A 21021-nucleotide genomic window follows, 5' to 3' on the forward strand; every position below is an offset into this window, starting at 1 on the left:
ATTCCAGTCGCTTTTCAGCCAAGGAAGCCTTCAGCCTGAAGAACCGATAGGGCCTGCTGGATACGGTGCTTGTAAAGATGCTGCTCCATCGTTCTGGCCTGTGCCTTACGGCTCATAGCCAGACGGGCTTCATCATCTCCGATGTACTTCTCCACAAGCCGCTCAAAATCGATCCGGTTTGAGAAGACCGGAATTTCGTCTGCATTATAATACCGACGAAGCTCATGCGTATCTTCATGAAAGACCTGGAACGCGCCTGCCAGAGCAGCCTCGAACGTCCGCGGGCCAGGCGTGGAAGGAGCAATCACAAACCGCTTGTTCTCGAAGTGGAGTGAACGGCCAAGGTTCAGCACCAGCTTGGAACGGCGATACAGCTCAACCAGCTGGGACTTTTCAATACGGGCATCCGAGAAGCCAATGCCCAGTTCGCCCCAGCCAGGACCAACAATCTTGATGTTCAGGTTTCGCAGAACCGGAAGCAGATTGCGGACAATGTCCTTACGGCTCGTGAACGCCACACCGCAGAACAGAACATCGATCGTCTTTTCGACATTCTCTTCAATTGGCATGTAATGCAGGCTTGGGCTTGCAGCCAGCGGCAGGTGGAACACCAGATCACGCTGATAGAAGTTATGGCCCCACCGATCACAGGAGAAAACGACATCGAAGTCATCGGCGATGCGATAGTTCGCATCCTGCTCATAGGGATCTTCTGTGGCCCAGAAAACCGTGACAGCGCCAATCTTCTTGGCCTCACGGCAGACCTCACCAAAATAGGTGCTTTCCGGCAGATATGACCCGATGGCGAAAACAATCGTTGGCTTCAGGATCTTGATGGACGCTGCTGCCGCAGAAATGTGAACAGCCGTAACGTTCTCTTCGCCAAAGCACTCACCCCATCCATCCATGATCGATTCACGGATCTGGGCATTGGCCTGACTTTCATAGCGGCCGCCACTGCACACCAGAACACGTCCGGTCAGGCCAGACACTTTCCGCTCCGTTTCAGAGGAACGATCTTTCACTTCTGTCGACATAGCCTCACCTGTTTCCTTAAACTTCATGCCCCGGGTGCGTGGCGTCTTCAAGCTATACACGCCTCAAGGATCTTGGACAGATCCTGTCGGAACCGCGCTGGTGCGCAATCCCGCTCCACCGCCTTCAGCGCTTCACTTCTCAGTCGGGCCCAGAGTGTACTGTCCTGATAAAGACGGGCGACATCAGACGCAAATTCTTTGGCATCATCCGCAGGCGCAGACAGCAATTCAACATCGTCTGTCCAGCCCACCTGCCCCGCCAACAAGGTCGTTACAACCATCGGCACGCCAAATGCGGCAGCTTCCTGCACTTTGAACGGTAAGCCACCGGCAAACCGCGTAGGCGCAACGAAGACGCGATGCCTGTTGAACAGCGGAGCAAGATCATGCACCGGACCAACAATATCCACACGAGGGTGCCGCGCAAACGCACTCACATCCACCGAAGGATGAATGAAGCCCGCAATCGTGAACCGAACGTCTGACGGCAGAAGATCATCCAGAGCAGGGAGAACCTCTCCTACAAACCACTCCAGACTGTCATGATTGGGCGCACCTTCATCATGCAACGCACCGAGGAAAAGAATATCTCGCCGGGCGTCGAATGTGGCCTTCGTCGGACGGGTCCGCATTTCATGTCCCAGAACGGAAACATTTTCGTACCCGGCGCGACGCACCAGATCTGCGTCCTGCTCAGTGACTGCGACGATCTGCTGGCAGTAATGAGCGCATTCCAGTTCCCGGCGTAGCATCTCATCAAAGCTCAATGCCGGCTTCGGCAGATCGAGCACCTTGATGCGCTCCAGCGTACGTGGCGTGGAAATCACTTCCGTATCCAGCACCGCACCCGCTGTCGGCAGATAGCGGCTGGCCTCGTTCATGATAGGCAAGAGGCGCGCCATGTTGTGCGTGCGGCCAACCCATACCAGATCGTAATATCCGGCACGCGCCTGAATAAAATCCGGGAAGGTGGAAAGATGCTGATCCGCGATCAGCTCTACCGTCTCCGGGAAATCTCCAAACAGGTCCAGTTCACTCTGGTCCCTTGGGAGAAGGGGAAACACGGTGACCTGATATCCCAGCCCCGCCATAGCCCGTACCACGTCATTGGAACGCACATACCCTGAACCCAGACGCCTCAGAGGAAGGCGATCTTCAATGAACAGGATATGCTTGCGATCTGAACGACGCTCCCGCGCCTGCACAGCATTTCGAATATGAGCCGGCTGCTGATGCCGTAGAAAATCCTGATGTGCACGCGAAAAAATGCGCAGATTGGCGTGGATCAGCGTCTGAGATCCCACAGAGCCGGAACTGCCGTACTCAAGGTGCTCCACCACGACATTAGGATCATAAACAATCCGCGCGCCCATTTTGAGAATGCGGACACACAGATCCGTATCTTCAAAATAAGCAGGACGGTACCGCAGGTCGTAGCCACCCAATTGAATCAGAATGGACGACCGCACCATCAGAAATGCTGCCGAACAGTAATCCACGTCCCGGACGAAGTTCGCTTCAGGAAGGTTCGGACTATCTTCCCGGCGATATCCATAAGTCGCGCCATCACGCCAGATGATGGAGCCTGCTTCCTGCAAACGCATATTCGAACGAATGAGCTTGGCACCCACCGCACCAATATCATCACTTGAACGCAGACGCTGCAAAGCGTGTGCAACACTGTTTGGATAGAGCCGTAGATCGTTGTTCAGATAAAGAACAAACGGCGCATCGACTTCTGCAAGACCAATATTGCAGCCTTCCAGATATCCAATGTTATATCTGAAGCGCAGGATTTTAGCGCCGTGAACCATTTCGTCGAGACGACGTGTCTGATCGTGTGACCCAGAGTCCACGACGATAAGCTGGATGGCCCCGGAATAATTTGCGCGCAATGAGGCCAGAGCCTGCATTGTCAGCGCGATCCGGTCATAGACCACGACAATGACACTGAGTTCCGGCACGCCCACGACCGTGAAATCCAGCGGATGGCGAGCCAATGCTGGCAGAAGCGCTTCTGCTTCCCGCTCGAACACCTGCCTTGACTGGCTTTCTTCAATCTCAGGGGTCTCGACCAGCGAAGCACGCTGCCCCTCACCCATTCTGGCCGCAACCAGATGAGCAAAAGGGCTGTCATAAAGATGGTTCCGCACGTCGTTACGGACCTGCGGACGGCTCAGATGAGCGGCGAGATCCACATCGGCTTCAGGCGCACGCCCCTCATGAGCCCCGAACAGCAAAAAATGCTCATAGCCATTGCGGAAAGAGCCCATGTCCAGACAGGCGACCACATCTGGATGAGTGTCTGCGTAGAAGCGCTCGGAGAACATTTCCTGCGGATCAAAGAGCCGCGGCGTTTCATTTGTGAGATAATGATGAAGCGCACTGCTATAGCGCCCTTCAGCAATATCACGCCGAACGTCCGGATAGCGCTCCAGATACCAGACCGGATCAAAATACCAGGAGACACGCCCAGCATCCGCGATATCGGACGGGAGGCTGAGCCACGATGCAAAAAGGCCAATCCGGCTGTCAAAATAATCGGGATAACGTAAGGCAAGCCGGCGACAGAGTTCATCGTCGAAAAAACGATGCCCGCTGTAGTAGCGCGCTTCGCCAACTTCAAGATAATGATCATAGCCGTTGGAGAACCCCTGCTCCTGCAAGGAGCGTCGGGTCAGTTCCGGATAACGGCGAAGATAATCGACTTCGTCAAACAGCCAGTGTGCCGAATGACCATGATAGCCCTCGGCACAATAGTGCTCAAAGCCTGACCGGTATTTTTCCTGGATCAGGTCCCGGCGGACATCCGCATAGGTTTCCCGATACCAGATCTCGTCGAAATACCGGTTAGGAGAATGGCCGTAGCGCTGGCCCGTCTCAAGATAAAACGCATGAAAATCCTAATGGCCTTCATCGCGCATCCAGTCCCCAACCTCCGGATAGCGCAGCAGATACCACTGCGCATCAAACTGGCGCCAGCGAGGCTCACGCGCAGCGGGAGAAGACTCAGGAACCGGATCGGACATGAAAAACTGACCCCCAGGTTCAGGCTATGGCTTTCTCATTCAGAAGCCGCTCGGAACGCTCAGCCTGCTCCGGTGTCAGACCTTCTCGGCCTGTCGATACAATCCGTCCACCATCAAACGTCGCAACCAGATCCGTAATATGTGTTCCGAAAACATCCCCGGTCACATTGATCAGCGCGACACGATAGACGCCATCCATCGGGCGAGCATAACCCTGCATCGGGCTTAGTGTACCCGAGAAACCTGCGCAGAGCGGAGCATCACGATGCACGCCTGCCACGTCCTGACGCGCAATACGGTCTGTCGCGAACAACGTCACTTCGTCACGCTCCGTCTAAATCAGGCCAACATAAATTTGCCCTGCGCGAGACAGGCTCTTCAGGAAAGCCCAGCCGCGAACGGAGATACTTCCAAAAGGCTCAATCTCCTGAACAGGCTCTCCAATGACCCCTGTAAATTCGTCAATGAAGTTTTCCAGCATGCCACTGCCATACGGATGCAGTTCATTCTTCTGGAAACCAGACAGCTTGATACCGCGAAGCAGTCCATCGCTATGGGAAACACGATTGAAGTCAGAAAGGATCACGTCGTTCGAAGGAGCTGAGCGATGGATCGCGTCAATCTTGCCGCCCTCAACTTCGATCTGAATAGACGTCAGCTGGAAAGCTGCCTGACCGTTGATGACATTGATCAGACCGACACGGAAACGACCTTCACACCATTTTCCACGCAGGGCTGTCTTACCAGAGAACCCTGAACGACGCGGAGATCCGTTGAACATTTCAACAATGTCGCCACGAATTTCACGTTCGCATTCAAGGAAAATCAACGGACTGTCCGCGTCTTCTTCAATCAGCACAGTCAGCATACGCCCCGCAGTGCTGACGCCTGGAAGCAGGAACCAGCCACGGATATGGAACTCATTGGCACCCTTGAAATCTTCGTCTTCGCTCGTGGCAAAGACGTGATGACAAACGTCGTCAATGTAGCATTCGGCGCCCTGAATGGAGAACCAGTCCGAGACCGGAATGGGGAGCTCGACAGAAAGATCACGCGTGGTCGGCGGATCAAAAATATGACGTGGCGGAGCCTGATGACGCCATGATGCGTGCGGCAGAAGATGCACCTGCCCTGCATCCAGACGAAGATCCGCAACGCCCATCGGACGACGTGGTACGACATCCTGATAAAGCTTCAGCAGGCCGTCCGCATAGTCACGGGCATGCGTCCAAAGATGCGGGCCAATGTTTGCCATAATCTTTTTACGCACAGGCTCGGAAGAACGCAGAAGTTCGAGACGTTCCAGAACCATGCTTGGACGATTGATGGGGACCTTGAAACCATTGACCCCGTCTTCAACACGATCCCCCAGAGCGCCGACATCGGTCACAATGGGGATCAGGCCGTTCTGCCAGGCCTCAGACAAGGAAATGCAGTAAGTCTCCGGCCAGATCGACAGGTTGAGCGCGACATCAGCCTTTTTCAGGGCCTCGATGTCCCCCATGTCATAACGGCCATAGAGCTTCACATTCGAGCGGCTGCTTGCGTTCAGAACAGCTTCATACTCTGGGTGCACATAACCGAAGATGTGGAAGACAAAATGATCCGGATGAGCGATCTCGATCAGGCTCAGGATCGTATCTGCACCCTTGGTTCTCAGGAAGTTACCGACAATCGCAACGTTCAGCGGCGCGTCACCCAACGGAGCATAGCTCTTCGGCTTGACGGGCACAGTGTTCTCAGGGCTCGGGATACCCGTGATCAGACTGATTTTCTCGTTGAGGATCGGATAGATCTCATGCGTCAGATCACGAGAGTGCTGTGTCCCGAACATGATGGCATCAACAGAGTGAAGCATCTTGGCGACAAAGGCCCGACGCGTCTGTTCACCACCATGATCAACATTCTCAGAAGCCTTCAGCGTGATATCTGCCGACAGGACTGACCGAACCTCATCTTCCACATAACGCAGTTCGTGGTTCAGCAGGTTGTAACGAGCCGAGACCAGCCAGAAGTCATGCGCGGAGAAAACCACGCCCACACCATTGGCCTTGGCTATGATGGGCAATGAAAGTGCGTGATGTCCAAGATGCTGGAAATGGACGATGTCCATATTGTACTGACTGATTACGCTCGAAAACGCCATTTCTTCAGGCGCATCGCACATCGCGTCCTGCCAGCCCACTTCCGGTACGTCAAAGCGTTCGAGTTCCTGCCCACTCGCAGTCGTCAGACGGCAGAACGTGCCACGACGCAGCCAATAGAAAAACTCAACGTCGCGCCCAAGCAGGGAGCAAAGTGCCTGCTGGTAAACTTCAACACCGCCCCACGCCTGCTCATGAATTGTGGAATGCGTGCACATCAGCACCCGTAGACGACGGCGACGCTCGACCGGCACAATGTCGGCGGCTTTGCGGCGGCCAAAATCAGCCCCCGTAATATCACGCATTTTCTCGAGACGATGCTCGTACAGATGATGCGCCAGTACTGACTTCTGGGACGCCTGCGCCGCTTTGCGGCGTGTGTTCTTGTTGTTCAGGATACGGGCAACGGCATCCACGACGCCATCAGGATCACGCGCAAGGCTGATTCCTTCGACCGTATCGAAATGCTCGCTGCCCATGCTTTCCGGCGCTTCGACAACCTGTGCCGTACCGCCCAGAGCAAGTTCGAAAAAGCGTGGCCCCGGAGCTGTGGCCTGGCTGACGTCGCCATGACTGGCGTAATCACGGAACATCGTCAAAGTGACAGCGCTGACATTCGCGAAGTCAATAAACGCTTCGTGGCTGATCGGGCGCTGGATCGCAAGAGCCGCAAGATCTGCGGGGAGCGGCGGCAGATATTCGTTACCAGGGCAAACAAGCTTCAGCTTGGCATCCGGAAAGGCAGCAATCACGCGTCGCAGGGTTTGAACGCGGTTCGGCCACATCGTGCCAGCAAAAAAGATATCATATTCCAGCTCAGCAGCCGGAAGAACCTTACGCTCATGAATGGAGCGGCTCGCTGCCAGAGGCAGGTAGTGCCCCTTGCCGTGGTAGTATTCGGCGCAGGACGGATCGTTCGTAAAGACGAAATCAAAAAGACCGGCATTTTCAACATTGAAGTCCCGCATGAACGGGTCTTCAAACGTCCAGAGAATCAAGGTCTTGAATGCAGGTCGAACGCGACGGATCAGTGGAAGATTAATCCGCTGTGCGTCCAGGCAGATCAGAACATCATGTTCACCAGAAGCAGCAATACTGCCCAGGGACATATTGTCAGCGACAACAACCTGGTCATTACCAAATAGAGATCGGGCCGCCCGTTCGACCGCCAGCGTAAGGTAGGAATTGGGATTGTGGGTATAATTTGTGTTGTAAATAACCGCCATCAATCTCCTGAGCGCAAAGCGCCCACTCCCATCTCAAACCGACGCAATCAGTCTTCCGGGCAAGAGACCACAAGACCGCTGCCATCACGATACTCAATTCTTACCTGAAGGTTTACAGCAACAAAAGCCCCTGACAAGAAAGAAGATCATTACATCTCAAATACAAAAAAGGGCCGCTTGCGCGGCCCTTTTCTAAAATCATGACAACATAGAGTTATCTGATTTTCAGTCTCTTCAGACGTCTGTAGTACGACGACGGATTGCCGCACCCAGAATGTCACCCAGGGAAGCGCCCGAGTCAGAAGAACCGTATTCGCTGATCGCAGCCTTGTCTTCCTCGACCTCACGGCCGCGGATCGTCAGCGCGAGCTTGCGGGAAGCACGGTCAACGGAAACAATCTTCGCATCGACCTTTTCGCCAACTGCGAAACGCTCCGGACGCTGCTCAGCCTTGTCACGAGCCAGCTCTGCACGACGGATGAAGCCGGTCAGCAGATCGTCGACCTTCACTTCGATACCGTTTGCCTGAACTGCCGTCACGACGCAGGTCACAACAGCACCCTTCTGGATGCGGGACAGGGTGTCGGCTGCCGGATCTTCCTGAAGCTGCTTGATGCCCAGGGAGATACGCTCCTTCTCAGGATCCACGTCGAGGACCTTGGCCTTAACGACCTGACCCTTCTCGTAGTTCGCCATGGCTGCTTCGCCAGCTTCGTCCCAAGACAGGTCGGACATGTGAACCATGCCGTCGATGTCTGCGGAGAGGCCAATGAACAGACCGAACTCGGTGATGTTGCGGATTTCGCCTTCGATGACAGAGCCAACCTTGTGCTCTTCTTCGAACTGCTCCCAAGGGTTGCGCTGAACCTGCTTGAGACCAAGCGAAATACGACGCTTGGAGCTGTCCACGTCCAGAACCATGACGTCGACTTCCTGGGAAGTAGCGACGATCTTGCCCGGATGGACGTTCTTCTTCGTCCAGGACATCTCGGAAACGTGCACCAGACCTTCGACGCCCGGCTCCAGCTCGACGAATGCACCGTAGTCGGTGATGTTCGTGACGCGACCCGTGAAGCGGGCACCAGCTGGGTACTTGATGGCGACGTTTTCCCACGGATCAGCTTCAAGCTGCTTCATGCCGAGGGAGATACGCTGCGTGTCCGGGTTGAAGCGGATGACCTGCACGCGAACCGGCTGACCGATCTGCAGAGCTTCGGACGGGTGGTTGATGCGCTTCCATGCGATGTCGGTGACATGCAGGAGGCCGTCAACGCCGCCGAGGTCAACGAACGCACCGTAGTCGGTGATGTTCTTGACGACGCCGTCAAGGATCATGCCTTCCTTCAGGCCCTGGATCAGCTCGGAACGCTGCTCTGCACGGGTCTCTTCAAGAACGGCACGACGGGACACAACGATGTTGCCACGTGCGCGATCCATCTTCAGGATCTGGAACGGCTGCGGCTGCCCCATCAGCGGGCCGACGTCACGAACCGGACGGATGTCAACCTGGCTGCCCGGAAGGAACGCCATTGCGCCGCCCAGATCAACCGTGAAGCCACCCTTGACGCGACCATAGATCGTGCCGTTGACGCGCTGGTTGTTGCCGAATGCACGCTCCAGAGCGGTCCATGCTTCTTCACGACGAGCCTTCTCGCGGGAAAGAACGATGGAACCGTCACGGTCTTCGTAACGCTCGACATACAGCTCGACAACGTCGCCCGGCTTTACGTCCGGAGCAGCGCCTGGCGGGCCGAATTCCTTAAGGGAAACGCGACCTTCGCTCTTGAGACCAACATCAACGATAGCGAATTCGTCGGTCAGACGGATCACGCGGCCAGTGACGACGGAGCCGTCAAAACCGGTGTCGCGGCCCAGGGTCTCTTCGAGGAGGGCTGCAAAATCTTCCATGCCGTGAGCGGCAGGGGCCTGTGTGGCTGAAGCCATGTAAATACAATATTCCCGGATTTTCGGCCTGAAACCGATCATCCACGTCTGCGCCACGCGGATCGAAATCTGGCATGACGACTCCCCGCTGCCTCAAAAGGTCAGACCGGGTCCGTTAAATTATGGCCCGCACGCAAAACGCATGACGGACGACACTTTCCCCCTTCGGGCAAGGTGCTAACCCGCAACAACACCTTCCACAGGCGCTCTGTCAATAAAAAAACAGGTGTCAGACGGGCAGATACCGCAACTCAGATCCGAGTTATGCGCCGCCTGATTTCTTCATGCGCCTTTTCAAGCACTTGCTCTGCAGAAAGCTCATCCGTCTCAATCAGAAGCGCATCTGCGGCCTGCACCAGAGGCGCAGTATCCCGCGAAGAATCCCGCGAGTCACGCGCGATGATCTCAGCGACTGCAGCGTCCAGTTCCGCCTCTGCAATCGCTACGTCCCCGTGCACTTGGCGATGGCGACGAAGGGCCCGCGCCCTAGGGGAGGCCGTGATGAAAAACTTTACGTCCGCATCCGGGAAAACAACTGTGCCGATATCCCGCCCGTCAACAACGGCCCCTGTCTGGGCGGCGAACACACGTTGACGCTCCAGAAGAGCTTCACGCACAGCAGGCTGGCTAGCTACCAGTGAGGCACCCCGGTCAATTTCCGGAACACGCAGATCTGTTCTCCGCAGATCCTCCTGCTCTAGCGCTTCCGCCTGTGCAAAAGCATCGCCCGCAGGGTCAAGACCGGCATCAATCATGCGCCTTGCAACCGCACGATACAGGAGGCCCGTATCCAGATAGGGCAAGGACAGCCGGGAGGCGAGCGCCTTGGCCAGCGTCCCCTTTCCGGCAGCTGCTGGCCCATCAACAGCAATGACGAGCGGACGGCTCATGCCCGGATATCCGCACCCAGACCATTCATGAGGTCAACGAAACCGGGGAAGCTGGTTTCAATGAAGGCCGTATCATCAATATGAACCGGCTTCTGCGCCGCCAGACCAAACACGATCCCACTCATGGCCAAGCGATGATCCATGTGCGTCGTCACGCTTCCGCCACCTAGGGGGCCCTGAAAACCACGGACAATCAGGTCATCGCCAACCACTTCGGTTTCAGCACCATTCACATTGAGCAGGGAAACCGTAGCAGCCAGACGGTCACTTTCCTTCACCCGAAGTTCTTCCAGACCGCGAAGACGGGAGGAACCTTCCGCAAAAGCACAGGCAACGGCCAGAACGGGATATTCGTCAATCATAGACGGTGCGCGCTCTGGCGGCACATCCACACCCTTGAGCTTGCTGTGTCGTGCGCGAAGGTCGCCTACAGGCTCGCCGCCCTCAACACGCTCGTTTTCGATAGTCAGATCCGCACCCATTTCGAGCAGAGTGGTGAACAGACCCGTCCGAAGCGGATTCAAACCGACGTTCTCAATCAGCAGATCGGAACCAGGAACCAGCAGCGCAGCCACAAGCGGGAATGCAGAAGACGACGGGTCACCCGGAACTGTCACGTCCCGTGCAGTCAGCTTCACCGGTCCGGTTAGCTCGATTCGGCGTCCACCAGCATCCAGAACGGAGACATCAACATCCACGCCAAAATGACGGAGCATATTTTCCGTATGATCGCGGGTGGCGACAGGCTCTTCCACAACCGTACGGCCAACCGCATTCAGCCCGGCCAGAAGAACTGCTGATTTCACCTGCGCAGAAGCAACTGGCAGACGGTATTCAAGCGGTGTCGCCTGACCATTGCCACGCACGGCCATCGGCAAACGGCCGCCCTCACGGGACAAAAACTCGGAACCATTCTTCGAAAGCGGGTCCATCACACGACGCATTGGACGGGAGCGCAGGGAAGCATCCCCGGTCATGACGCTGTTCATTGGGTGGGAAGAAAGAATACCGGACAGGAGCCGCGCTGCTGTCCCGGAATTCCCCATATCCAGCACGTCTGCCGGCTCGGTCAGCTCACCGACGCCACGGCCGTCAATGGTCCAGACGGCGCCGTCACGCGTGATCGTCGCACCCAGCGCGCGCATGGCGTCTGCGGTGCGCAGAACGTCTTCACCCTCCAGAAGGCCGTAAACCTTCGTACGGCCATGTGCGAGGGAGGCCAACATCAGCGAACGATGGCTGATGGATTTGTCACCCGGTACGAGGGTACGGCCGGAAAGTCCCTTCGGGGACGCGGAAACTGTCAGAGGTCGCGCTTGCATGTGCACTTTCATGCGAGGGTCATTCCTGTGTGTCAATCACCCTGAAATACGTCCCCTCATGCAGATTTCGGGACACTTCGAGTTTGACATGGCGGAAACAAGCTGGCATGGCCGCGTTCCTTATCCGAGGCATTGGCAGGCTTGCGCAACATGGCAAAACCCGAACTCGGTCTAAAACGGACGTGCGTTGAGTGCGGCGCCCGCTTCTATGACCTGAACCGCGTCCCTACGGTGTGCCCGAAATGTGGCACCACCCAGCCGAACGATATCGGCCGTCTCAAGCGTAGCGAAGGACCGCTGCCTGAGGAGAAAGATCCGAACGCTCCGAAGGACGAGAACGAGGATGATGTAGACGTCGATCTGGACACGGACGATGATGCAGATGACGATGTCATCGCAGCAGACGACGATCTGGATGATGACGATGATCTCTCGAACGACATCGAAGTTTCGACTGACAAGGACGACCGCGACGACCACTAAGGTCGTCCGTGCTCTTTCCTTTGCAGCAGTATTGAGCGGCTGTGCCGGTCCGGGAGACGCTTTGTCCCCGGATGGCGCAGCCGTTCGTGCATTAAAGGACCGCCTGGAGCGTCATCCCAGCGCAACAGCAGTTCTTCAGGAGCACTGCTCCGTTCCCATTCGCGTTGTGCGCCTCCCCGTTGGAGAACAGCCTTCACAGGAAACCCTGCGTCTTCTGGAAGTCTCAGACCCTCGGCAGGTTCGCACACGTCACGTTCAGCTTCTGTGTGGGGATGTCCCGCTCTCTGATGCCTGGAACTGGTATGTGCCGGAACGTCTGACAGATGACATGAACCATCTGCTGGAAACGACGGATACGCCTTTTGGCAAAGCTGTCTCGAAGACGAATTTTTATCGCCAACGACTCGAAACACGTTTTCCAGATAACACCACAGGAATCGTGCTCGAAAACCGTGCGGTCCTCAGACGCGCTTCAGACAACGCACCAATTTCTTTGGTTGTAGAAGATTATCTTCCTGGTGCGCTGAAACCGCAGCCCTGATTTATCGTGCGGGCGACCAGTTCAGGTGTTGCCCGCCATCCATGGCCAGCATCTGCCCCGTGACGGACGGGAGAGAAAACAGCGCGAGCGCGGCTTCAGCGATTTCTTCGGGAGACGACCCACGCTTCAGAGGCGTTTGCGCACACATCCTGTCAAAATGCTCCTGAGACTGTCGGCCTACTGTTGGCAGAACAGGCCCTGGGCCAATGGCATTAACGCGAATACGCGGCGCCAGTGCCAGCGCAAGCGTTTGTGTCAGTGTCCACAAGCCTGCTCGGGACACGGTATAGCTGATAAAATGTGGCGTCAGATTCCACACGCGCTGATCCAGCATATTCAAAATCAGCCCTTCAGCCTCTGCCGGCAGGGCTGCTGCCACCGCCTGAGACAGGAGGAACGGAGCCCTCAGATTCGGCTCAAGATGCTGGTCCCAGCTTTCACGAGTTACAGTCCCGACTTCATCACGAATGAATGCTGAAGCGTTGTTGATGAGCACACCGATCGGCCCAAGCTGCTGAACTGCTTCAGCAGCCAGCCTGTTCACATCCGCTTCACACGACAGATCTGCGCCAATCACACATCCGCGGCCGCCAATGTGATCGAGCAGATCCAGCGCTTCTGTTTCGCTGTCGCGATAATGAATGGCAACAGAAAAACCCTGCCCGGCCAGCATTTCAACCAGCGCCCGACCAATCCGACGCGCGCCACCGGTCACAATCGCCGTACGTGGGACCAGAGCGGAAATCATAATGCGCGTCGTGCAATCAGGGCGGCGGCCAACGTGCCATCATCGAGCACATCCAGAGCGCCCCCCATAGGAACGCCATGTCCGACACGACTGACGACCACGCCCGTTGATGCCAGTTTTTCCTGAAGCCAGTGCGCTGTGGTCGCCCCCTCGACTGTCGCGCCAAGAGCGAGGATGACCTCTCTCACGCCACCTTCGGCAATACGGTCCAGCAGGGACGAGACATTCAGATCTTCAGGGCCAAGACCGGCAAGCGCCGATAACGTCCCACCCAGAACCTGATAGACCCCGCGATGTACGCCAGCACGTTCAAGGGCCCACAGATCCCCCACAGTTTCGACCACGCACACCAAGCCGCCGTCACGAGTTGAATCCGTACAGATGTGGCAGGGATCAATGGTGTCAAGATTGCCACAAAGGGAGCATGTGCGGACGCTTGTAGCAGCCCGTTCCATAAGATGCGCCAAAGGCAACATCCGTGCCTCCGGCTGCCGCAGCAAACTGAGCGCAGCGCGACGGGCCGACCTAGGGCCGAGCCCCGGCAGGCGAGACAGCATGGAAATCAGCTGCTCGATGTCATTGCTGATCATCATGATGTGACGCCCGCAGAAAGACTGTTCAGATCAGAACGGAAGCTTCAGACCCGGCGGCAGATCCAGACCGCCCGTAACGTCGCGCATGGCTTCAGAGCTGGCCGCTTCAGCCTTGTTCTTGGCATCCGTATAGGCTGCCACGATCAGGTCCTGCAGCATTTCCATTTCATTCGGATCGGCCAGCTTCGGATCAATTTTCAGACCCCGCATTTCGCCTTTACCCGTAAGCTGAAGCGTTACGAGACCAGCGCCAGCCGAACCATCTACCGTCAGATTTGCCAGATTTTTCTGGGCCTCTTCCATTTTGGACTGCATCTGGCTGGCCTGCTTCATCAGTCCTGCAAGGTTCTTCATAACGTCTCCTGGTCTTTCAGTTCAGATCATCTTCATCAAGGAAATCAGCGTCCAGAGGCGCGAATTCCAGATCCGGAGGAGAGTCCTCCGTCAATGGTGCGGTTATTTCGGGTGGAAGACCGTATTCATCAAGGGAGTGGTCTTGCACATCGCCGATTTTCGCACCGGGGAAAGCATCAAGAATGGCTTGGACCAACGGGTGTGCCTCAACCATTGCACGGTTGATGGCCACCACTTCCGCACCCTGTTCGTCCAGGGTTGGCTCACCTTCGGCTTTGGAAAGACTGATGCGCCACTGGCCGGGAAACATCTCTTCAAGAAAGCTCTGAAGGAGACGGTCCGCCTTGGTGTGCTGGTCTTCCAGGCGAACCTGCACATCGGGGGGTGAAAAACGTACCAGATGCACCGACGAGCGCAGAACCCCATGCAACTGCGGCTGCTTGTCCCACACCAGAGCGACCATCTCGCGCCATGTTCGTGGCGGGGGCGGAGGAAGTTCGGGTTCCGGCGCCAGCTCAGGAGCAGCCTCCGCATAACCCGGCTCAATAATTTCGCCGCCATTGGCCACCAGACGGACATGCGCACGGGGGCCACCTGTGTCAGTGGACGATACGGACGTCGACAGCACAGGCGCAGTCTGCGATCCAGACGACATCTCTCCGGACGGAGTTGCTCCACCCGAAGGGCCTGATGGCAAGGAGAAATCGACCCCGCCTTCAGTCAACTGACGGATCAGACGGTCAGGCGTCGGGAGAAGGCTGGCGTGGCACAGTCGAATCAGGACCATTTCAGCCGCCTGACGACGATCCGGCGCGGATTCGACTTCGTTCACACCCTTCAGAAGAATCTGCCAGGCTCGTCCCAAACTGCTGGTTGAGAGCCTGTCTGCCAACACGCCACCACGCAGTCTTTCGGCTTCTGGAAGGTCCCGGCTTTCACGAAGACCCGGCATCGCCTTGAGACGGGAAACAAGATGCAGAAGATCCAGAAGATCCGTCAGGAGAACGCCGAGATCAGCACCACGCGCATAGGCCTGATCGGTAAGATCCAAGGCCTCTGCTGCCTTGCCGGCCATAAGGGCATCAAGCAGATCAAAGACCAGTCCACGATCTGCCAGACCCAGCATGTCTGACACGGCATCGGCGTCGCTCGCACCCTGTGCAATCGCCTGATCCAGCAAAGATAATCCGTCACGGACCGAGCCATCAGCTGCACGGGCAATGAGCGCCAAAGCGTCTTCGGAAAGAGTGGCTCCTTCCTTTTCGGCAATACGCCCAAAATGTTCGGTCAGCAGCGCCTGAGGCACGCGCCGCAGGTCAAACCGCTGACAGCGGGACAGCACCGTCACCGGCACTTTCCGCAACTCCGTCGTGGCAAAAATGAACGTGACCTGTGACGGAGGCTCTTCCAGCGTTTTCAGCAGAGCATTGAACGCATTGCGCGACAGCATGTGCACTTCATCGATGATGAAGACTTTCATGCGCGCCTGCATCGGACGAAAACGGGTCGCCTCAATGATTTCACGCACATCATCAACGCCCGTGCGAGACGCTGCATCCATTTCCAGAACGTCCGGATGCCGGTCAGCGAGGATGGCAGTGCAGTTTGCACAGACGCCACACGGCTCCGCGGTCGGTCCACCCTTCCCGTCTGGCCCAATGCAGTTCAAGGCGCGGGCGATAATTCGGGCAGTCGTGGTTTTCCCCACACCGCGCACACCCGTCAGCATGAAGGCATGCGCCACACGCTTCAGCTCGAACGCACGACGCAGGATTCGTACCAGCGAGTCCTGACCAATCAGGTCATCGAGTGTCTGGGGGCGATATTTTCGGGCAAGGACACGATAAGGCGTGCTTTTTTCTGCCTGAACAGGAACTGGAACCTGCTCGGCCGGGGCTTCACCAAAGAAGCCACCACCGCTCTCAGGCGGCAGGGGAAGATTGTCGATATCGTCAGTCATGAAACTGGAAAGCCGTCAGAGCGGGGAATGAGACCGCACTCTGTCGGTCTTGCACCGGGGCGCCTGGCAGTAAAACTGCCGCGCCCACAGGCTGCACTAGGTAGGAGGCCGGACATTTAACCCGGATAAAACTCACTGCGGCTGCTTCCTTCCGGACCTGACCGGGTTGGCAAGGTATCCGTCCAAAGCCGACCTCCCGGCGCTCTCCTAACACGGAGATAGGGGTGTCTGACAACCCCCTATCATTCACCCGCGGCTTCACCCCCTGCATGACGCGGATCAGCAGCCCCATAAATGAGCCCGGTTTTGTGTGCGGAGAGGCTTGGACGGTCCGCAAGAATACCTTCCGCTACACCCCAGGGGCGGTGCAGAGACAGCGCATATCCCTCAGATTTCAGCTTATCCATGACGTCGTCCGTCAAGGCACCCGGTTCCAGTTCCACAGCAGATGGCTCCCACTGCTCGTGGATTCGCGGCAGATCCACGGCCTGACGGATGTCCAGCCCGTAATCGAGCACACCCAGAATGGCCGAGAGTGTGATCGTCGGAATGCGGGAACCACCGGGGCTGCCGATCACCATAATCACCTTGCCATCCTTGGAGACAATCGACGGTGACATGGATGACAACGGTGTCTTGCCCGGCGCAATGGCGTTGGCTTCTGAACCGACGATCCCAAACATATTGGATGCGCCTGGCTTGGCCGAGAAATCATCCATCTCGTCATTGAGCCAGATGCCGGTGTTGCCACCCATGACACCTGAGCCGAACCACCCGTTCAGGGTATATGTCGCGGAAACGGCCATGCCGCTCTTGTCCAATACCGAGAACTGGGTCGTCTCGTGCTTTTCCTGCGTGTCAGGAACAGCCTGGGCAGCTTGAACCGGCAGCGCTTCACCTGCGCGGAGAGTGCTAGACGGCAGGGCGTGATCAAGCGGGATCCCTGCCCTGACCTGTGCGGCATATGCCGGATCATTCAGGTGCTCGATCGGATTCTTGACGAATGCCGGATCCCCGAGATCGCGTCGATCCGAGTACGCATGTCGCATGGCTTCAATTTCACGCTGCGCAGACGCCGCAGTGTGCAGACCAAGGGCGTGCATATCGTAGCCGGAAAGAATGTTCAGAATTTCGCATAGCGCGATGCCACCACCACTCGGAGGGGGGGCCGTGTCGATCGTGTACCCACGATAGGTGCAGCGGATCGGCTCAAGAAACCGGATATGATAGTTCGTGAAATCTGACGGCTTCAGAAGGCCACCACCTTCTTCACTGGCCCGCACGATTTCAGCAGAGATCGGACCTTCGTAGAACGCCTTCGGACCATTCTTGGCGACCAGCTCAAGAGAATTGGCCAGATTTTTCTGAACCAGCCGGTCTCCAGGCTGAAAGGACGATCCGTCCGGACGCAGAAAAATAGACCGTGCGTATGGGTCCTGACGGAAATACTTCGTGGACGTGTCGAGAAGCTGCACGTCGCCTTCATTGAGTACAAACCCGTCACGGGCGAGCGCTATGGCTGGAGCCATGACTTTTGCCCGTGGCAAACGCCCCCACTTCTGAAGGATTGTGTCCAAGCCTGCGACCGTCCCCGGAACGGCCACTGCTTTCCAGCCTTCCGTTGAAAGCCCCGGAATGACTTTGCCAGACGCATCCTGATACATGGTGGCTGTCGCAGCACCCGGGGCGTGCTCCCGGAAATCCACAAACACTGTCTGCCCGGATTTCAGGCGGATCGTCATGAAGCCGCCACCGCCGATGTTCCCTGCAGCGGGATAAACGACAGCCAGCGCATAGCCAACGGCCACCGCAGCGTCGATGGCATTGCCACCTTCGGCCAGGATTTTGGCACCAGCATCAGAAGCGAGATGCTGGGCAGAAACCACCATGCCATGCTTGCCAGAGACCAGAACGCCCGGAGAGGTATGATCCGGGCCAAATGCCAGTGGATCATGGGCAGAGCTCAAAGGGGCTGCCGTGGGAGCAGCCAGCGCCGTGCCCCCCGTCAGGCCCGCGACAATCAGGGCAAAGAGTTTTTTCATGCGCCAGCTCCATATGGGGGCTTGTTGTAACCTTTCGGAGACAGCGTGAAGATTTCACATCCGTCGTCCGTCACGCCAATCATATGCTCGAATTGTGCAGATAGCGTCCGGTCACGCGTGACAGCTGTCCAGCCATCATCAAGAATTTTCACTTCAGGTTTGCCGATATTCAGCATCGGCTCAATGGTGAAAACCATTCCCGGTACGAGCTTTACGCCCTGCCCTGGCTTTCCATAATGCAAAACATTCGGAGCGGCATGGAAGTCCCGGCCGATGCCATGTCCACAAAAATCGCGCACGATGGAGAAGCGGTTCTTTTCCGCATGGGCCTGAATGGCATGGCCGACATCGCCCAGCGTCTTGCCTGGCTTGACCTGCTCAATACCAAGCATGAGGGACTCATACGTCACCTCAACCAGTTTTTCAGCTTTCTTGGGGGCCTTGCCGACGATGTACATCCGGGAATTATCCCCGTACCAGCCATCCAGAATGGACGTAACGTCAATATTGACGATATCGCCGTTGGCCAGCTTCTTCTCACCGGGGATGCCGTGACACACAACATGGTTGATCGAAATGCAGCAGGATTTCGGGAAGCCATGATAATTCAGGGGAGCCGGCGTGGCGCCGTGAGCCAGAGTGAACTCATGAATAAGGGTGTTGAGTTCTTCCGTCGTAACGCCCGGCTGCACATGCTCGGTGATCATATCCAGCGTTGCCGCTGCAAGATGACCGACCGTTCTTAGATGTTTGAAATCTTCACTGTCATAAAGAACAATCCCACGCGAACTATCATCCATGTCTACCGCCCGATCTTCAATCTCAAAACTGGTCGGGACAAAATGCGACCGTCACGAGCGGATCGCAAGGCACGGAGGCGAGTTTTTCACCCGCGCGGGTGACGACCTGCCTTGTGATGGGCAGCAACATGGTGCGCACTGACCATGCGAACCGAGACAGCATGATGCGCAACACGGCCATAACGACGTGGTGACGTTGGCGCATCCGCCACTTCAACAGGGCGGCTTGATGCAACCATCGTCCCATGATGAGCGAAACGACCACCACGACGCGCAGACGCGATCATGACAGTGCGCGGAGCGACCGGATGAAGGAGAGGCTGTGGCGCGACGCCTTCTGAAGCAAAACCATCATCCAGAATGGACGCCATTTCCATCGAACGGCGCGCATTCGAGGAAGACCCGAGCACCACACCAATCAGACGAACGTTTCCACGGATGGCAGACGTGACAAGATTCCGCCCTGCAGCATCGGTATAACCCGTCTTCATGCCGTCAGCGCCCGAATAGATTTTCAGCATCGGATCATGGTTGGGAACCAGATGACGATGGAAATAGAAGGAAGGCACACCGAAATAGTGATAATACTGCGGGAAATCGTTGATCAGGTGCTGTGCAAGAAGCCCTAGATCATGCGCTGTCGTAACCTGATCAGGGTCAGGCAAACCGGAGGCGTTGCGGAACGTCGTGTTGGCCATGCCCAGCGCACGCGCCTGCTGCGTCATGAGCTGAGCAAAACGGACTTCGTCGCCGCCACCCAGGAACTCACCCAGAGCGCACGCAGCATCATTCGCTGACTTGGTGACAAGCGCCAGAATACCCTGCTCAACGGTCAGCCGGGTGCCCGGAACCAGCCCAAGCTTGGACGGAGCCTGCATGGAAGCATGAATGGAAACCGGAACTTCCTGATCCAGCGTAATCTGATGTGCTTCCAGCGCACGGAAGGTCAGATACAGCGTCATGAGTTTTGTCAGGGATGCAGGATACCGCTGAAGATCGGCGTCCGACTGGGACAGAACGGCGCCTGAATGTGCATCCATCACGAAACTGGACGTGTGGCCTGCGTATTGTGCCTTGGCAGAGCCCGCACCAACTGCAGTCAGAGCGCATAACAGAAGGGCCTTGCGGACAGGGAAACGCATTATGTGGCAGCCTCTGAACAAAACATTGAACGCTGGAAACATCGGACTGTTTAACGCAGCCCTTAATCCCGTTACTCTAGGCGCAACAAAAAGCGCCCGTCCACAAGGTTTGGGGCAGTTTGCTTAATTTTTCGTAAGCATGACCCAAACCCGACCAGAACATGTCAGGAAGATGGCGATATTCACGAAATGTACTCATCCTTACCCCCTTCTCAAGTCGGGGGAAGCGTCCCATATCATACCAGTCATGTCTTCTTACGATCTCCCTTCACCAGCCACCTCCCATTCTGAAGCCGAGTCCATTTTCGGACCAGTCAGGATGGGGCCGGGATCATCGGACCCAAAAGGTCCGACAAATCCACGCCTGCCCGATGACGAAGATCTTGAGATCAGCGTTGTCGTTCGCCCTCGTACACGAACGCGCAAGCCGTCGATGTACAAGGTTCTTATGCTCAACGATGACTACACACCGATGGAGTTTGTCGTGCACGTGCTGGAGCGGTTTTTTTCCAAGAACAGGGAAGAAGCCACCACCATCATGCTGCATGTGCATCAGCGGGGCGTAGGGGTCTGCGGCGTTTTCACCTACGAAGTTGCGGAGAGCAAGGTCGCTCAGGTTATGGATCTGGCCCGCCAGAACCAGCATCCGCTTCAGTGTACAATCGAAAAAGACTGATTTCCCGCCATAGTCATACAGGCATCGGACAATTTCTTGTTCAGCCTTACGTTTCTGACTGGCGTTACGTGTTGCACCACGACAAGATAC

At 56.6% G+C, this 21021-nt stretch carries 16 protein-coding genes, 1 other RNA gene and 1 pseudogene; 3 read left to right on the forward strand and 15 right to left on the reverse strand.

All coding sequences use genetic code 11. The annotated features are described in order from the left end of the window. Positions 1 to 14 precede the first annotated feature (14 nt). The 7 genes and pseudogenes from ABDK75_RS12235 to aroA all read right to left on the reverse strand — a co-directional run bounded on the left by ABDK75_RS12235 (position 15) and on the right by aroA (position 11592). Positions 15 to 1037, reverse strand: a complete 1023-nt coding sequence (locus tag ABDK75_RS12235) for a glycosyltransferase (protein WP_086633807.1) — start codon at positions 1035 to 1037, stop codon at positions 15 to 17. 47 nt (positions 1038 to 1084) lie between these two features. Beyond that, on the reverse strand, positions 1085 to 3703 hold the full coding sequence (locus ABDK75_RS12240) for a glycosyltransferase (RefSeq protein WP_346006015.1): 2619 nt from the start codon (positions 3701 to 3703) through the stop codon (positions 1085 to 1087). A gap of 237 nt (positions 3704 to 3940) precedes the next feature. Then, complete coding sequence (locus ABDK75_RS12245; protein ID WP_346006016.1) at positions 3941 to 4066, reverse strand: hypothetical protein; 126 nt, start codon at positions 4064 to 4066, stop codon at positions 3941 to 3943. Between the two features lie 19 nt (positions 4067 to 4085). Continuing rightward, positions 4086 to 7436: pseudogene (locus ABDK75_RS12250) on the reverse strand (glycosyltransferase). Between the two features lie 234 nt (positions 7437 to 7670). Next, entirely contained in the window at positions 7671 to 9380 is a 1710-nt protein-coding gene (gene rpsA, locus ABDK75_RS12255; protein ID WP_086633806.1) for a 30S ribosomal protein S1, read from the reverse strand. A 251-nt stretch (positions 9381 to 9631) separates the two neighbouring features. Continuing rightward, positions 9632 to 10270 carry a (d)CMP kinase gene (gene cmk, locus ABDK75_RS12260; protein WP_346006017.1) on the reverse strand — a complete coding sequence of 213 codons (639 nt, stop codon included), beginning with the start codon at positions 10268 to 10270 and terminating at the stop codon, positions 9632 to 9634. Further along, entirely contained in the window at positions 10267 to 11592 is a 1326-nt protein-coding gene (aroA, locus tag ABDK75_RS12265) for a 3-phosphoshikimate 1-carboxyvinyltransferase (protein WP_346006018.1), read from the reverse strand. Before aroA ends, cmk begins: the two co-directional genes overlap by 4 nt. Before the next feature lie 150 nt (positions 11593 to 11742). On the opposite strand from aroA, the gene ABDK75_RS12270 reads away from it, so the two are divergent. Beyond that, a complete protein-coding gene (locus tag ABDK75_RS12270) occupies positions 11743 to 12075 on the forward strand; it encodes a TIGR02300 family protein (RefSeq protein WP_046900134.1) in 333 nt (110 codons plus the stop codon). A gap of 61 nt (positions 12076 to 12136) precedes the next feature. Next, positions 12137 to 12616, forward strand: coding sequence for a hypothetical protein (locus tag ABDK75_RS12275; RefSeq protein WP_346006019.1), 480 nt, complete (start codon positions 12137 to 12139; stop codon positions 12614 to 12616). Between the two features lies 1 nt (position 12617). Here the strand turns inward: ABDK75_RS12275 and ABDK75_RS12280 are convergent, their stop codons facing one another. From ABDK75_RS12280 to ABDK75_RS12315, 8 genes are all read right to left on the reverse strand, one after another. Further along, positions 12618 to 13364 carry an SDR family oxidoreductase gene (locus ABDK75_RS12280; protein WP_346006020.1) on the reverse strand — a complete coding sequence of 249 codons (747 nt, stop codon included), beginning with the start codon at positions 13362 to 13364 and terminating at the stop codon, positions 12618 to 12620. Continuing rightward, entirely contained in the window at positions 13361 to 13954 is a 594-nt protein-coding gene (gene recR / locus ABDK75_RS12285) for a recombination mediator RecR (RefSeq protein ID WP_167386111.1), read from the reverse strand. The genes ABDK75_RS12280 and recR overlap by 4 nt, the downstream gene beginning before the upstream one ends. 33 nt (positions 13955 to 13987) lie before the next feature. Next, a complete protein-coding gene (locus tag ABDK75_RS12290) occupies positions 13988 to 14311 on the reverse strand; it encodes a YbaB/EbfC family nucleoid-associated protein (protein ID WP_046900138.1) in 324 nt (107 codons plus the stop codon). Between the two features lie 16 nt (positions 14312 to 14327). Further along, positions 14328 to 16271, reverse strand: coding sequence for a DNA polymerase III subunit gamma/tau (locus ABDK75_RS12295; protein WP_346006021.1), 1944 nt, complete (start codon positions 16269 to 16271; stop codon positions 14328 to 14330). A gap of 101 nt (positions 16272 to 16372) precedes the next feature. Continuing rightward, an RNA gene (ffs, locus tag ABDK75_RS12300) (signal recognition particle sRNA small type) lies at positions 16373 to 16467 on the reverse strand. Positions 16468 to 16513: 46 nt separating this feature from the next. Beyond that, positions 16514 to 18313, reverse strand: coding sequence for a gamma-glutamyltransferase (gene ggt / locus ABDK75_RS12305; protein WP_346006022.1), 1800 nt, complete (start codon positions 18311 to 18313; stop codon positions 16514 to 16516). Continuing rightward, the gene (gene map / locus ABDK75_RS12310) at positions 18310 to 19113 is read right to left on the reverse strand and encodes a type I methionyl aminopeptidase (RefSeq protein WP_046900141.1); all 804 of its coding nucleotides are present in this window, start codon (positions 19111 to 19113) and stop codon (positions 18310 to 18312) included. The genes ggt and map overlap by 4 nt, the downstream gene beginning before the upstream one ends. 86 nt (positions 19114 to 19199) lie before the next feature. Next, complete coding sequence (locus ABDK75_RS12315) at positions 19200 to 20255, reverse strand: D-alanyl-D-alanine carboxypeptidase family protein (RefSeq protein ID WP_046900142.1); 1056 nt, start codon at positions 20253 to 20255, stop codon at positions 19200 to 19202. 247 nt (positions 20256 to 20502) lie between these two features. Between ABDK75_RS12315 and clpS the strand changes: the two genes are divergently transcribed. Then, the gene (gene clpS, locus ABDK75_RS12320) at positions 20503 to 20931 is read left to right on the forward strand and encodes an ATP-dependent Clp protease adapter ClpS (RefSeq protein ID WP_232309080.1); all 429 of its coding nucleotides are present in this window, start codon (positions 20503 to 20505) and stop codon (positions 20929 to 20931) included. The last annotated feature ends 90 nt before the right edge of the window (positions 20932 to 21021 follow it).

This window comes from Gluconobacter sp. OJA (assembly GCF_039638325.1).
GTDB lineage: Bacteria > Pseudomonadota > Alphaproteobacteria > Acetobacterales > Acetobacteraceae > Gluconobacter > Gluconobacter cerinus.